The organism is Methylocystis sp. L43, from assembly GCF_015709525.1.
In the GTDB taxonomy this organism is placed as follows: domain Bacteria; phylum Pseudomonadota; class Alphaproteobacteria; order Rhizobiales; family Beijerinckiaceae; genus Methylocystis.
In genome coordinates this window covers 174,003-187,485 of the sequence record NZ_JADNRA010000035.1, presented here as the reverse complement: position 1 = coordinate 187,485, position 13,483 = coordinate 174,003, and the positions used below count along the sequence as shown (strand labels likewise).

General features: G+C 64.3%; 15 protein-coding genes. 8 read left to right on the top strand and 7 right to left on the bottom strand.

The features are described 5' to 3' along the window. Nucleotides 1-17: 17 nt before the first annotated feature. The 5 genes from cydP to IYX23_RS17085 all read right to left on the bottom strand — a co-directional run bounded on the left by cydP (nucleotide 18) and on the right by IYX23_RS17085 (nucleotide 2,921). Complete coding sequence (gene cydP, locus IYX23_RS17105) at nucleotides 18-176, bottom strand: cytochrome oxidase putative small subunit CydP (protein WP_124739432.1); 159 nt, start codon at nucleotides 174-176, stop codon at nucleotides 18-20. Nucleotides 177-228: 52 nt separating this feature from the next. Continuing rightward, the gene (locus tag IYX23_RS17100) at nucleotides 229-1,512 is read right to left on the bottom strand and encodes an FAD-dependent oxidoreductase (RefSeq protein WP_196394174.1); all 1,284 of its coding nucleotides are present in this window, start codon (nucleotides 1,510-1,512) and stop codon (nucleotides 229-231) included. 96 nt (nucleotides 1,513-1,608) lie between these two features. After that, nucleotides 1,609-2,298 (bottom strand): Crp/Fnr family transcriptional regulator, encoded by a 690-nt coding sequence (locus tag IYX23_RS17095; RefSeq protein WP_196394173.1) that lies wholly within the window; start codon nucleotides 2,296-2,298, stop codon nucleotides 1,609-1,611. A gap of 66 nt (nucleotides 2,299-2,364) precedes the next feature. Then, complete coding sequence (locus tag IYX23_RS17090) at nucleotides 2,365-2,565, bottom strand: DUF2892 domain-containing protein (protein ID WP_018406353.1); 201 nt, start codon at nucleotides 2,563-2,565, stop codon at nucleotides 2,365-2,367. After that, nucleotides 2,562-2,921, bottom strand: coding sequence for a metalloregulator ArsR/SmtB family transcription factor (locus IYX23_RS17085; RefSeq protein WP_124739435.1), 360 nt, complete (start codon nucleotides 2,919-2,921; stop codon nucleotides 2,562-2,564). The genes IYX23_RS17090 and IYX23_RS17085 overlap by 4 nt, the downstream gene beginning before the upstream one ends. Nucleotides 2,922-3,081: 160 nt before the next feature. Between IYX23_RS17085 and IYX23_RS17080 the strand changes: the two genes are divergently transcribed. The 5 genes from IYX23_RS17080 to IYX23_RS17060 all read left to right on the top strand — a co-directional run bounded on the left by IYX23_RS17080 (nucleotide 3,082) and on the right by IYX23_RS17060 (nucleotide 8,356). Beyond that, nucleotides 3,082-3,318 (top strand): high-potential iron-sulfur protein, encoded by a 237-nt coding sequence (locus IYX23_RS17080; RefSeq protein WP_196394172.1) that lies wholly within the window; start codon nucleotides 3,082-3,084, stop codon nucleotides 3,316-3,318. Nucleotides 3,319-3,490: 172 nt separating this feature from the next. Further along, the gene (locus IYX23_RS17075) at nucleotides 3,491-4,414 is read left to right on the top strand and encodes an efflux RND transporter periplasmic adaptor subunit (protein ID WP_246716913.1); all 924 of its coding nucleotides are present in this window, start codon (nucleotides 3,491-3,493) and stop codon (nucleotides 4,412-4,414) included. Then, complete coding sequence (locus IYX23_RS17070; RefSeq protein WP_196394170.1) at nucleotides 4,411-7,647, top strand: efflux RND transporter permease subunit; 3,237 nt, start codon at nucleotides 4,411-4,413, stop codon at nucleotides 7,645-7,647. Before IYX23_RS17075 ends, IYX23_RS17070 begins: the two co-directional genes overlap by 4 nt. Beyond that, nucleotides 7,644-7,997: a carboxymuconolactone decarboxylase family protein gene (locus IYX23_RS17065; RefSeq protein ID WP_196394169.1), complete on the top strand. Its 354-nt coding sequence runs from the start codon at nucleotides 7,644-7,646 to the stop codon at nucleotides 7,995-7,997. Before IYX23_RS17070 ends, IYX23_RS17065 begins: the two co-directional genes overlap by 4 nt. A gap of 17 nt (nucleotides 7,998-8,014) precedes the next feature. Next, on the top strand, nucleotides 8,015-8,356 hold the full coding sequence (locus tag IYX23_RS17060) for a rhodanese-like domain-containing protein (protein WP_196394168.1): 342 nt from the start codon (nucleotides 8,015-8,017) through the stop codon (nucleotides 8,354-8,356). A 125-nt stretch (nucleotides 8,357-8,481) separates the two neighbouring features. Here the strand turns inward: IYX23_RS17060 and IYX23_RS17055 are convergent, their stop codons facing one another. Continuing rightward, complete coding sequence (locus IYX23_RS17055) at nucleotides 8,482-9,066, bottom strand: carbonic anhydrase (RefSeq protein ID WP_109026316.1); 585 nt, start codon at nucleotides 9,064-9,066, stop codon at nucleotides 8,482-8,484. 211 nt (nucleotides 9,067-9,277) lie between these two features. On the opposite strand from IYX23_RS17055, the gene IYX23_RS17050 reads away from it, so the two are divergent. Together IYX23_RS17050 and IYX23_RS17045 are read left to right on the top strand one after the other, a co-directional pair. Continuing rightward, nucleotides 9,278-10,162, top strand: coding sequence for an alpha/beta hydrolase (locus IYX23_RS17050; protein WP_196394167.1), 885 nt, complete (start codon nucleotides 9,278-9,280; stop codon nucleotides 10,160-10,162). Next, complete coding sequence (locus IYX23_RS17045) at nucleotides 10,159-11,019, top strand: patatin-like phospholipase family protein (protein ID WP_196394166.1); 861 nt, start codon at nucleotides 10,159-10,161, stop codon at nucleotides 11,017-11,019. The genes IYX23_RS17050 and IYX23_RS17045 overlap by 4 nt, the downstream gene beginning before the upstream one ends. Here the strand turns inward: IYX23_RS17045 and IYX23_RS17040 are convergent. Continuing rightward, the gene (locus tag IYX23_RS17040) at nucleotides 11,004-11,450 is read right to left on the bottom strand and encodes a nucleoside deaminase (protein WP_246716912.1); all 447 of its coding nucleotides are present in this window, start codon (nucleotides 11,448-11,450) and stop codon (nucleotides 11,004-11,006) included. The genes IYX23_RS17045 and IYX23_RS17040 overlap by 16 nt on opposite strands. A gap of 214 nt (nucleotides 11,451-11,664) precedes the next feature. On the opposite strand from IYX23_RS17040, the gene IYX23_RS17035 reads away from it, so the two are divergent. After that, a complete protein-coding gene (locus IYX23_RS17035; protein WP_348643680.1) occupies nucleotides 11,665-13,482 on the top strand; it encodes a pseudouridine synthase in 1,818 nt (605 codons plus the stop codon). Nucleotide 13,483: the final 1 nt, after the last annotated feature.

Sequence of the window (13,483 nt, the reverse complement as noted above, 5' to 3'; positions counted from 1 at the left end):
TAAGCTCCTGATCGATGTCAGCGCGGCGCGGTGGCGGACAGCGCTTCCGCCATCTGCGCCGGCGTCACCTTGATGCGATGCGCGGGACCGAAGAACGCGATGTAAAGCGCAATGAGCGCCAGCAGCTTGAAACCAAGCGCGATGGCGATCTCGCGTCCCAATGGTCTTGTGCGCATCGACTCATCCCTAGCGTTGCATGCCCTAGCGTTGCATGGCTGCGGCGCCGCCTTATGACAGGGCGCGGCGTAGCCGTTCGATGCCGAGCAGTTTCATGATGTACCGCTCATAGACAGGCTCGCTCTGTCCCTTGCGGACCTTGCGCAGGAAGTATTTTTCATAGGCGATCTTCGCAAGATGCACCCACCGCCCCTCGCTCGACCAATTGACGTTGCGCGGCGGAATCTGCGGCTTGGCGACGAAGGCGACGCCCTTGTCGCCGAAATCCGCCAAGCAAACCGCATTCCACGTGCCTTCTTCTTTCGCTTCGCGCCCAGCGATCAGCGCGGCGATATTATGCGCCGTCGCCGTCACCATTGACTCGATCATGTAGCCGGTCTTCGGCGTGCCCGTCGGCACCGGCGTCGCTTCGACAGGCGGGATCGCAACGCAGACGCCGACGCCGAAGACATTTCGGTATTTCGGATTGCGCTGGTTCTTGTCGATGATGACGAAGCCGCGCGGATTGACCAGTCCTTCGACGCCCATCAGCGCGTCGACGCCTTTGAAGGCCGGCATCACCATGGCGAATTTGAACGGCACTTCGTGCTCTTTCTTGACCTGCCCCTGATCGTCAAGCTCGGCGCATTTGAGAAGTCCCGGTTCAACGGCGGTCGTCTTGGCGTTGACGATCCATTTGATGTCGCGATCGCGGAACGCCGATTCGAGCATTCCCTTCGTATCGCCGACGCCCCCCAAACCCAGATGGCCGACATAAGGCTCGGACGTGATGTAAGTCATCGGCACCTTGTCGCGGATGCCGCGCCGACGCAGATCGGTGGAAAGGATCATGGCGTATTCATACGCCGGACCAAAACAGGAGACGCCGGGCGCGGCGCCGACGATGATCGGACCAGGATCCTTGCAGAAGTCCTCATAGGCCTTCGACGCCGTCTCGGCATGCTGCAACGTGCAGACCGAATGCGTATGTCCGCCATGTGGTCCAAGCCCCGGCACTTCTTCGAAGGCGAGCTTGGGACCGGTCGCAATAACGAGATAGTCGTAGGCGATGCTCTCGCCATTCTGCAGTTCGAGACGGTTTTCGTCAGGCAGAACGCGCTTCGCGCCCACGGGAATGAAATTGATCTTCTTCTTTTTGAAGACCGGCGCGAGCGGCACCTTGAGTTCGTCCGGCTTGCGCCATTGCACGGCGAGCCACGGGTTGGACGGCGTGAACTGAAAATTCTCGAGTTCCGAAACGACCGTAACCTGATGTTGCTTTGCAAGTCCCTCGCGGACTTCCAGCGCCGCGGCGACGCCGCCGATCCCCGCGCCCATGACGACGATATGAGCCATTTAAGTCCCCCCCTTGCGCTTTGCGCATCACGTTTCGCGCTGACGGTTGCGCTCATTGGCGATGACATGCACGCTTGGCGCGCGCATGTCCGCGACTTAGTCACGCTGCGCGTCGCAGAGCGATCGCAATGCCGCCAGATTGACGATCTCGGCGCCGCCGCGCGACAATTTCACCCAGCCTGAGCGCTCAAACGCTTTCAGCGTACGACCAACGACTTCACGCGCGGTGCCGAGATCTGCGGCGAGCGCCTGCTGCGTCGCCGCGATTTTGTCGCCGGCGCCGCGCAGCGCGAGAAGACGCTCCGCCAAGCGAACATTGATGCGTGTGCAGACAATTTCCTCGATGCGCGACATCAGCGAGGCGAGTCGCTTTCCGTAGCCGTCGAACACCAGCGCGCGAAAACCTTCCGACGCGTTCATCAGCGCGTTGAACCGATCGGCGGGCACGACATAGGCGGTGACGTCGGTTTCGGCGACGCCCTCGGCCGCATAGGCGTCATCCGAGAGCAGCGAGGCAGTGGTGAGAACGCAGGTTTCGTTCGCGCCGACCCGGTAAAGCACGATTTCCCGACCCGATTCAGTCACCCGCTGCACCCGCACCGAGCCCGAAACGATCAGCGGAAAATGCGCGCAATAGTCGCCGGGCCGGAACAGCACGGCGCCTCGCGGAATTTGCTTGCGCATGGCGGAGTCCCGCAGAAGCGTCTTCGTCGCCGCGTCGAGGCTGCGCAAGGAGGGCGTTTCGTCGATCCAATCAGACGGCATCGTCTGCCCTTCGTCGCTCACGATCCAAAGTCTTCACTCAGGCGCGCTGCGAACGATTAGCGCGCCCATGCTGAACGTCGATGACGTCTAGAAGGCGGCGCCCGATTTGGCGCCGTACCGCTTCAGCGCCATCGCCAATGGGCAGAGGCCCGTGAAGGCCGCCTGCAACAGGTTGACGCCGACGAAAGCTGTGAGCAAGAGCCACCACGGGCTGAACAACTGCGCCAAAAGCAGGCTCAGGAGGATCATGGTCCCGGCGAAAGCCATGATGATGCGATCAATGCTCATCGCGTGAGTTCCTTCGATTTGGCGCGCGCGCGCGGTTTGGCCGGCTTGCCGCACTGCTCGGCGCAGAACATTTCATAGAGCAGTCCGATGATCCGCGAGACGTTTCCATCGGACAAGGAATAGTAAATCGTCTGCGATTCGCGGCGGGTCTTGACGAGCTTGTCCTCGCGCAGCCGCGCAAGGTGCTGCGACAGTGACGATTGGCTCAGTCCAATCGCCTCCTGCAGCTTTGTCACCGACAGCTCGCCCCCGTGCAGCTGGCAGAGCACCATCAGCCGATGGCGGTTGGCCAGCGCCTTGAGAAAACTCTCGGCTTCCGCAGCTTTCGGCGCGAGCGCAAGCAGATTTACATTCATAGTCTCTAAATTATGTTTATTGAATATAATTGTCAAGCGCGCCAGAGGCGCCTCCGAAGAGCGCTTATGTCGCATTCAAGCCGACAAGAACCCAGTATATTACGTAAATCTAATTTATTCGAATCGTCCGAGAACGGACAAGTTGCGAAGGGAGAGTGAAATGGCTGGATGTCTCGCGCCGACGCGCCGCTCCTTGATGTTGCTGTTGGGCGCGGCTGCGGCTGGACTGAGCACAACGAGCGCGCAAGCGAAGTCGAGCAAATCGGCGGCCGCCTACCGCGGCGCGCCGAACGGCCGGCAAAGTTGCGCCAACTGCTCCTGGTTCAACGCCCCATCGGGCTGCGGCGTCGTGAGCGGACCCGTCAGCGCACGTGGCTGGTGCAATCTTTGGGGCTGACGCGACCGCGGGAATTCGGCGGCCGCGCGCCGCCTCTCCTTCCCCGAACTTAAATTCGCTATTGCTAATTTACACTTTGCGCATATAACTGGCCTGCATGAGACCAATGTGCCGCTTCCATTTTGCGCCGACGGCGCTCCTCGCAGCGTTGACTTATTCCTTGGGCGCTTCCTTGGGCGCGAACGCCGGAGAGATCACGATCCGGGTCGCCCCGGTGGATGACCTCAAGGCGGTTGTCGCTTCGGTGGAGCCGGCGCACCAATTGACGGCGCGGGCCCGCATCGGCGGCACCGTGAGCGCGCTCAAGATCAAAGAGGGCGATGACGTCGCCGGCGGCGCCGAAATCGCTTCGGTCGTCGATCAGAAACTTTTTCTGCAGATTCAGGCGCTCGATCAGCGGATCCGCTCTCAGCAGGCGCAGCGCGAGAAGGCGCAGGGCGATTTCGACCGCGCGCAGGAACTGTTTCGACGCGGAGTCTATACCAAGGCGCTGTTCGATCACGCGAAAACCGCGCTCGACGTCGCCGACCGCAACCTCTCGGCCTTGCGGTCCGACCGTGGCGTCATCGAGCAGCAGGCGGCGGAAGGCTCGGTGCGCGCGCCGGGGCCTGGCCGTATCCTCACCATTCCGGTTTCCGTCGGCCGGGTTGTCCTGCCGGGCGAAACCATCGCGACGATCGCCGAAGACAAATATATCCTGCGCCTGCAATTGCCCGAACGCCACGCGCGCTTTATGCGCGCCGGCGACAAGGTCGAGATCGGCGCGCGCGGCCTGCATGCGGAGGCGGGCGGCGAACGTAAACAAGGGCGTGTGCGCATCGTCTATCCCGAGATTCAGGGCGGCCGCGTCATCGCCGACGTCGACGTCGTAGGACTCGGCGACTATTTCGTCGGCGAACGGGCGCGGGTTTACGTCACGACGGGCAAGCGTGACACGATCATCATCCCGCGCAGCGCGGTCTATCGACGCGCCGGCGTGGATTTTGTCCGACTCGCCTCCGGCGAAGAGGTCGTCATTCAGCTTGGCGAAGCGCACGGCGACGGCGTCGAGATTCTATCCGGCCTCCATGACGGCGACGTGGTGTCGACGCCATGAGCGCAGAGTTTCGCCCCGGCATTTCCGGAACGCTGACCCGCACTTTCATCAATTCGCCGTTGACGCCGCTGCTGCTGATCGCCTCGATTCTCGTCGGGCTGATCGCGCTGCGCTCGCTGCCGCGCGAGGAGGAGCCGCAGATCTCCGTGCCGATGGTCGACATCATGGTGTCGGCCAACGGCTATAAGGCTGAAGACGCGATCGAACTCATCACCCGCCCGCTTGAGGACATCATCAAGGGCGTCAACGGCGTCGAGCATGTCTATTCGCAGACGCGCGACGACAATGTGGTCGTCACAGCGCGCTTTTATGTCGGCACGCCGCAGGACAACGCCGTGCTGCGCATTCACGACAAGATACGCGCCAATATCGGTGAATTGCCGAAGGGCATTCCCGAGCCGCTGATCATCGGCCGCGGCATCGATGACGTGGCGATCGTCGTGCTGACGCTGTCGGCGAAGCCGGAGCGCGCCGATCGATGGACCGACAACGGCCTCTATCAGGTCGCCGAGGAGCTGCAGCACGACCTCACCAAGGTCAATGACGTCGGCTTAAGTTACATCGTCGGCGGCAGCCCCAATCAGATCCGCGTCGAACCTGATCCGGAGCGCCTGTCGCAATCTGGGGTGACGCTCAATCAGCTCATTGACAAGCTGACCAACGCCAACCGCTCCTTTCTCGTCGGCGCGTTTCGCGAGGCCAATCGCGCCGTGCCGGTCGTCGCCGGCCAAACTCTGCAGGGCGTTCCCGATGTCGGTCTGCTGCTGCTCACCACGAGAGACGGACGGCCGGTCTATGTAAAAGACGTCGCCGATGTGCGCGTCGGCGCCGCCGAGCCCGACCGGCTCAGCTGGACAATGACCCGCAACGCCGCCGGCGGCCTTGATAAGCGCCCCGCTGTCAGCATCGCGATCGCGAAGCGCAAGGGCGCCAACGCCGTCATCGTCGCCGACGAGGTCATGCATCGGCTGGAGGCCGTCAAGGGCCGCATCGTTCCCGACGATATTGAGATCGCGGTGACGCGCGACTATGGCGAGACGGCCACCGAAAAGGCCAATGAGCTGCTTTTCCATCTCGCGCTCGCGACCGTCTCGATCGTCGCGCTCATCGTGGTGATGGTCGGCTGGCGCGAGGGCGTCGTCGTCTTCGTCATCATCCCGACGACGATTCTGCTCACGCTCTTCGCCTCATGGCTGATGGGCTACACGATCAATCGCGTCAGTCTTTTCGCGCTCATTTTCTCCATCGGCATTCTGGTCGACGACGCCATCGTCGTCGTTGAAAACATCGTGCGCCACTGGCATATGCGCGGCTCCCGCAGCCTGATCGATACGGCGGTGGAAGCCGTGGCGGAAGTCGGCAATCCAACCATCGTCGCGACGCTCACCATCGTCGCCGCGCTGCTGCCGATGATGTTCGTCTCGGGTCTGATGGGGCCCTATATGAGCCCCATTCCCGCGAACGCTTCGCTCGCGATGATCTTTTCCTTTTTTGTCGCCATGACGATCACGCCCTGGCTTCTGCTCAAGGTCGCCGGCAAGCGTTTCGCGCAGGAGCGCGGCGACGGCGTCGATCATGCGCATGAACGCGGCCCCATGGGCAATTTCTATGTGCGCGTCGCGACGCCCCTGCTGAAGGGCCGAAAGCGTTCGCAATGGTTTCTGATCGGCGTCGGTCTTGCGACGCTTCTCTCCATGGCGCTCTTGGCAACGAAGACCGTGCGCGTGAAGCTGCTGCCGTTCGACAACAAGTCGGAGATTGCGGTCGTCGTCGATCTGCCGCGCGGCGCTTCGCTCGAAGAAACGGATCGGGTGCTGACGGCGGCGGCCGAGCGCCTGAAAGATATCCCGGAGCTGACCTCCGTTCAGTCCTATGCGGGCGCCGCCGCGCCGTTCAACTTCAACGGTCTGGTGCGGCACTATTATATGCGCAAGGCGCCGGAGATGGGCGATCTGGCGATCAATCTGCAGCCGAAGTCGGAGCGCAGCCGCGCGAGCCATGCGATCGCGCTCGACATTCGCAAGAGGCTCGAAGGCCTGCCCGCGCCGGAGCATACCGCGATCAAGGTCGTCGAAGTGCCGCCGGGCCCTCCCGTGCTGTCGACGCTGCTCGCCGAAGTCTATGGTCCGGACGCGCAATCGCGGCGCGATCTTGCGGCGAAAGTGCGCAAGGCTTTTGACGCGGTCGATTTCGTCGTCGATACGGACGACAGCTTCGGCCAGCGCGCCGAGCGCCTACGCTTCGAGATCGATCAGGAAGCGCTCGAATATCATGGCGTCGAAGAGCGCGCCGTCTACGACACGATCGGGGCTCTGGTCGGCGGCGTGAAGATCGGCTTTTCGCAAAAAGGCGGCGGCGCCAAGCCCATCGACATTTCCGTGGCGTTGCCGCGCGGGGCCATGACGCCGAGCGAACGCATCCTGTCGACGCCGCTCCCTGCCGGCGGCACGGCGCGTCAGGGCGCCAATGTCGAACTCGGCGACGTCGTCAAGGCGACCCGCGAACTCGGCTCCTATCCGATTTTCCGGCACAACGGCCGCTTCGCCGAAATGGTCAGCGCCGAGGTCGCCGGACGTTTCGAAGCGCCGATCTATGGGATGCTCGCGGTCGAAGACGCGATCGACAAGATCGATTGGGGCGCCTCAGGTCCGCCGACGATCAAATATCACGGCCAGCCGCTCGATGATTCCAAGCCCACGCTGCTCTGGGACGGCGAATGGGAGGTGACCTACGTGACCTTCCGCGACATGGGCGCAGCCTTCATGGTGGCGCTGCTCGGCATCTATCTTCTGGTCGTCGCGCAGTTCGGCTCGTTCAAGCTGCCGCTGGTCATCCTGGCGCCGGTGCCATTGACGCTCGTCGGCATCGTCATCGGCCATATCCTGTTCAACGCCGCCTTCACCGCCACCTCGATGATCGGCTTCATCGCGCTCGCCGGAATCGTCGTGCGCAATTCGATCCTGCTCGTCGACTTCATCCGGCATTTGCGCGCCCGCGGCATGAGCTTGCGCGCGGCGCTGATCGAGGCGGGCGCCGTCCGCTTCAAGCCGATCTTTCTGACCGCCGCCGCGGCGATCATCGGCGCGGCCTTTATCCTTACCGATCCGATCTTTCAGGGTCTCGCCATTTCGCTGGTCTTTGGCCTCGCCTCATCGACGGCGCTGACCTTGCTTGTCATCCCCGCGATCTATGTCGTCCTGCGCGACGACGAAGTCCCAAGGAGTGCGTCATGATCGAAGACTGGGCGGCGCTCGCCAAGAAGCTCTCCGCCGACATAAGAGAATTGCGCGTCGGCTCGCCTGAGGTGATGAAGGCCTTTTCGGCGATGGCGATATCGGCGGGCGCGCAGGGCGCGCTCGACCCCAAGACAAAGGAACTGATCGCGCTTGCGGTCAGCGTCGCGGTGCGCTGCGACGATTGCATCGCTTTCCACGCCAAAGCCGCGTCACAGCGCGGCGCGACGCGCGAGGAGGTGATGGAGACGCTCGCCATGAGCATCTACATGGGCGCCGGACCGTCGGTGATGTATGCGAGCCACGCGCTCGCCGCCTTCGCCCAGTTCGACGCCGAAAAGCAGGCCTGAGAAGAAAGGAACGAACAATGGCTCTGGGCTCTCTCTTGTCGAAACTCGCGGGCGGCGGCGCGGTGCCGACGATCGAGCATGATGATTTCTGCCGCGTCGTCGCGGACAAATCCTGCGCCATCGTCGATGTGCGCGAGCCGCATGAATATGGCGCCGGGCATGTGCCGGGGGCCAAAAACATGCCGCTCTCGAGCTTCGATCCGACAAAGCTTCCGAAGGGCGACGTTGTCCTCATTTGCCAGGCGGGCGGGCGTTCGGCCAAGGCGCTGGCTCAGGCGCAGGGCGCTGGACGAAAGGATCTTCGCCACTATGCGCCGGGCACCGGCGGCTGGCGCGCCAGCGGCGGCGCGGTGGAATAGTCAACCCGGCGGGTTGACCTGCGCGATCTGTCATCCCCGACGCGCATAGCGCGATCGGGGATCCAGATATCACGTCGTCGCGATCGCTTCGCCAAGCGAAGCGTCGGGACTCAGCCTGACGCGGGTTACGCCGCCTTGCCGAGCTTGGTCGCTTCCGTGACCTCGTTGATCTTGCCGGTCTTCACATCATAGATGTAGCCGTAGATCGGGATGTTTTTCGGCACCAGCGGATGCGAACGGATGCGCGCGACATCCTGCGCGACGCTTTCCTCCTGATTCTCGATCGTGTGCCACTTGATGAAGTGGCCGGCCGCGCAGCCGCCGCCATGTTGCGGGTTCGACCAGTTCTCGCCGTCGAAACTCGCCGTCGCGAGATTGTCATCCAGCAAGTCGCTCATGATCTCGTCGCAGAAGAGCTCCATGCCGCAGTTGGTGTGGTGAATGACGAACCACTCCTTGGTGCCGAGCAGCTTATGGGAAATGACGAGCGAGCGAATCGCGTCATCGGATGCGCGGCCGCCGGCGTTGCGAATCACATGCGCGTCGCCTTCCGACAGTCCGGCGTATTTCGCGGGATCGAGACGCGCGTCCATGCAGGTCAGGATCGCGAAGCCGCGGGCCGGCGGCAGCGCAAGTTCGCTCTTGCTTCCAAAATTGGCGGCGTAAGCATTGTTCGCGGTCACGACCTCGTTGACGATCTGGCTTGCCATGTCTCTCTCCCGTGTTGCCGTGTTGCTTTCGAAATCTTTTTTGACCTTCCTCAACATTGAAGCGCTTCAGCTTCCTTTTCAAGCAGACAAGGCGGGCGATCTTCGTGACATAGTCGCTTGACCATCAGCGATATATATTTCGGGAGCGTCGGCGCTGATACTGTATAACGTTCGCGCAGCTGCGCAGGTCCAAGGGAGATGATTGTAACGCATGTCCGATTCCGCAGAGTTTTTTCCTGGTTTCGCTTCGCATTGGATCGATGCGCCGGCTGGAAAGATATTCGCCCGCGTCTACGGCGAGGGCCAGCCCGTGGTTCTGTTGCATGGGTTCGGCGAGACGCATGTCGCCTGGCGCAAAATTGCGCCGGCGCTCGCCAAACGCTTTACGGTCGTCGCCATGGATCTTCGCGGCTATGGCTGGTCGGGGGTTCCGGCGAGCGAGAAGGGCGAGAACTATAGCAAGCGGGAAATGGCCGCCGACGTCGTCGCGGTCATGGAGTCGCTCGGCCATGTGCGTTTCGCGCTCATCGGTCACGACAGGGGCGCGCGCGTCGGCCAGCGCCTCGCGCTCGATCAGCCCGGTCGGCTCGATAAGATTGCGCTCATTAATATCGCGCCGATCAACGATGAGTTCGGCGACGCGGATCTGCAGCGGGTCGGACGCGCGCGTTTCCTCGCGGCAGACGCGCCCAAGCCCGAAGAGCTGATCGGCCTCGATCCGATCGGCTTTCTCGACGATGCGCTGATGAATGCAACCAAGGCGAAGTCGCTGGAGCCGTTCGGCGCGGAGGCGCTCGCGGCCTATCGCCAGGCCTCCAATGATCCGGCGCGCATTCACGCTTTCTGCGAGGATTTCCGCGCCGGCGCGACCATCGATCGCGAGCACCTTGCAGAGGACAAAGCGGAGGGCAAGAAGCTCGTCATGCCCACGCTCATTGTCGCCGGAGATGCGACCTTCCCGGCGAACGGCCCCTCGCTCGCGGCCGCGTGGGGCGAATGGGGCGATGATGTCGCCGAGGCCCGCGTCGACTCCGGGCTTTATCCGATGGAGGAGGCGCCGGCGGAGACGCTTGCCGCGCTGGAGAATTTCCTGTGAGCCTCTATCGCGGCAAGACCGTCGCGCTCGCCCTTGGCGGCGGGGGCGCGCGCGGGCTTGCGCATATCTGCGTGCTCGAAGCGCTGGATGAGCTTGGCGTGCGGCCGGTGGCCATCGCCGGCGCCTCGATCGGCGCCATCGTCGGCGCCGCTTACGCCGCAGGCTTCTCGGGCGCGGCGCTGCGCGCCCACACTCAGGCCATTCTCAAGAACCGCATCGGACTCGCGCGCCGGCTGCTTCACGCGCGGGCGCGGGGGCGAAAGCGGCTTCTTTCCCGCGTCGCGCATCCGCTGCTATTCGACGGCGAGCGCTTTCTTCACGCCTTCTGGCCCGAAGGCATGCCGGAACGCTTCGAAGATTTAAGCATTCCGCTGCAGGTCGTCGCGACTGATTTTCGCCGCCGCATCGAGGCGGTCTTCGCCACGGGACCATTGCGTCCCGCCGTCGCCGGGTCGATGGCTATTCCGGGCATCGTGCGCGCCGCCACGAGCGATCACGGCTATTTCGTCGATGGCGGATTGGTCAATCCCCTTCCTTATGACCATCTCTGGGGCCTTGCCGACATTGTCATCGCCGTCGACGTCTCCGGCAATTTCGGCGTCGAGACCGGCAAGGGGCCGCCGTCCGCCTTCGAGACGATGATCGTCGCGAGCCAGATCATGATGAACGCGATCAGTTCGCGCATGATCGCCGAGCGGCCGCCCGACGTGCTCATCCGACCGGAAGTGCATCAATATCTCGCGCTGGACCTCTTCAAGGCGTCGCGCATTTTCGCGGCCGGCGACGCCTGCCGTGACACGCTGCGCCAGGGACTGGCGCAGGCGGCGCTGCGGTTAGAAGCTCACCGCCGCGCCTGAAAGAATTCGCGAAGGAGCAGCGCCGCCTCGCTTTCGCGTATGCCGCCATAGACTTCCGGCCGGTGGTGGCAGGTCGGCTGCGCAAAAAACCGCGGCCCGTGCTCCACGGCGCCCCCCTTCGGATCGCTTGCCGCATAATAGAGTCGCCGAATGCGCGCGAAGGAAATCGCCGCGGCGCACATGGCGCAGGGCTCGAGCGTCACATAGAGATCGCAGTCGACGAGGCGCTCCGAGCCGATCGCGACGCATGCCTGGCGAATCACAAGCATTTCGGCGTGCGCCGTCGGATCGCGATCGCGCAGCGTGCGATTTCCGGCGGCGGCGATGATTTCGCCATTGCGCATAAGCGCCGCGCCGACCGGGACTTCGCCTGCCGCCGCCGCAGCCCGCGCCTGCTCGAAGGCGGCGCCGAAAGGGTCCTTGCCATTCATTTGCATCTCTTAAGCGAACGCCGCTTCAAAGCGCGCTTGGCGCCTGCTATCAGAACCCATGACCGAAAAGAACCGAAATACCCGCGCCGGCTCCCCCGGCGGCGATCGGCCCTTGCGCCGGCCCGCCAAGAAGACGCCGACCGCACATGCCGCGCGCGAAGACACGAGGCCAGCAAAGCCACGCTTCGACAAACCTCGCCTTGAGAAACCTCGCGTGGACAAGCCCGCCGGGCGCGACGCCGAAAGCGCGCGCGGCAAGCGCCCCGGTAAGCCGTCCGCCAAGCCCCCCGCAAAGTCCCCCGCCAAGCAGCGCGTCGCCGCGCCTGCGCCCGCGCCCCGCGAAGGCGCCTTTGAAGGCGATCGCATCGCCAAGGTTATGGCCCGCGCCGGAGTCTGTTCGCGCCGCGACGCAGAGCGCTGGATCGCCGAAGGCCGCGTCGCCGTCAACGGCCGCGTACAAACGAGTCCCGCCTTCAATGTGAGCGACAGCGACAAGATCACGGTCGACGGGGCGCCGATGCAGGCGCGCGAGCGCACGCGGCTCTTTCTGTTCCACAAGCCCGCCGGCTATGTCACCACCGCGCGCGACGAAGAAGGCCGCGCCACGGTGTTCTCTTATCTTGAGGAACATCATGCGGACTTGCCGCGGCTCGTCAGCGTCGGCCGGCTCGACATCAATACCGAAGGGTTGCTGCTGCTCACCAACGACGGCGGCCTCGCGCGCACGCTCGAACTGCCCGCGACAGGTTGGACGCGGCGCTATCGCGTGCGGGCGCATGGCGCGATCGATCAGGCGCAGCTCGATTCATTGGGCGACGGCGTGACGATCGACGGCATCCACTATGCGCCGATCGAGGCGCGGCTCGAACGCGAACAAGGCGCCAACGTCTGGATCGCTATGAATCTCACGGAAGGCAAGAACCGCGAGATCAAGCGCGTCATGGCGCATCTCGGGCTCGACGTGACGCGGCTCATTCGCGTGTCATACGGGCCGTTCCAGCTCGGCGATCTCGCCGAAGGGGCTGTCGAAGAAGTGCGATTGAAAACGCTGCGCGAGCAATTGGGCAAGTCGCTCGCCGAACTTGCGGGCGTCGATTTCGCCGCGCCGCTGCGCGAGAAGGAGCCGGCGGAGCAGCAGGAGATTCGTGCGCGCGCCGAGAAGCGTCCGCGCAAACATGTCTCCACACTGCGCAAAGAGCAGGACGAGCGACGCGACGCCGGACCCCGGGCGCGCGTGACGCGCGGCGCGGTCGCCGATCGCAAGGGCCGCGCCGTCGCCGTCGAACGGGTGACTCCGACGCGGCGACGCGACGAGGCGGCGGCGCCTTCGCGCAACGCCCGGCGCTTCGATGCGATGCGCGCCGATGGCGCGCGGCAACAGCCAACGGCGCGATCCGAACGCCCATCGCGCGACAGCAAGCCGCACGGCGAGCGTTTCTCTCGCGAGGACGGTCGCCGCCGCGACGAGCGGGCCGCGCCCGAACAGCGCCGCGCGCCGCGCTTCGACGATCAGCGCGGGGCGCGTCCGCCGACGCGGGCGCCGCGCGAGCGGAGCGCCGAGGGGCGCGACGAGCGCCCGCGCAACACGCAGAGATTCGAGAGGCGGCCGGACGACCGCGCGAGCGGTCAGAGAAATTATCGCACAGCCAATCGCGATGACACGCGTTTAGACAAGCGTCCGCCGCGTCGCGACGGCGACGAGGCCCGACGCGATACGCGCGGCGCCAGCGCGACTCGCCAGGAGCGGCCACGGACATTCGACAAGCGCCCGGCGCGCAGCGGCGAGCGCGACTTTTCGGCTGGCGACCGCGCCCCTCGCGAGCGCAAATTCGATCAGCCCCGCTCGGGCGGAGACGCGCGGCCTTCGCGCAGCGGCGGACCGTCTCGGGGTCCGCACAAAGGTCCACGCAGCGGGCCGGGCAAAGGCCCCGCGGGCGGCCGAGGCGCGCCGCGCAAAGGACCACCCAAAGGACCCTTCAAGGGACCGCGCAAGGGGCCGCCGAAGGGACCACGTAAGCCGCGCGGCGCATAGA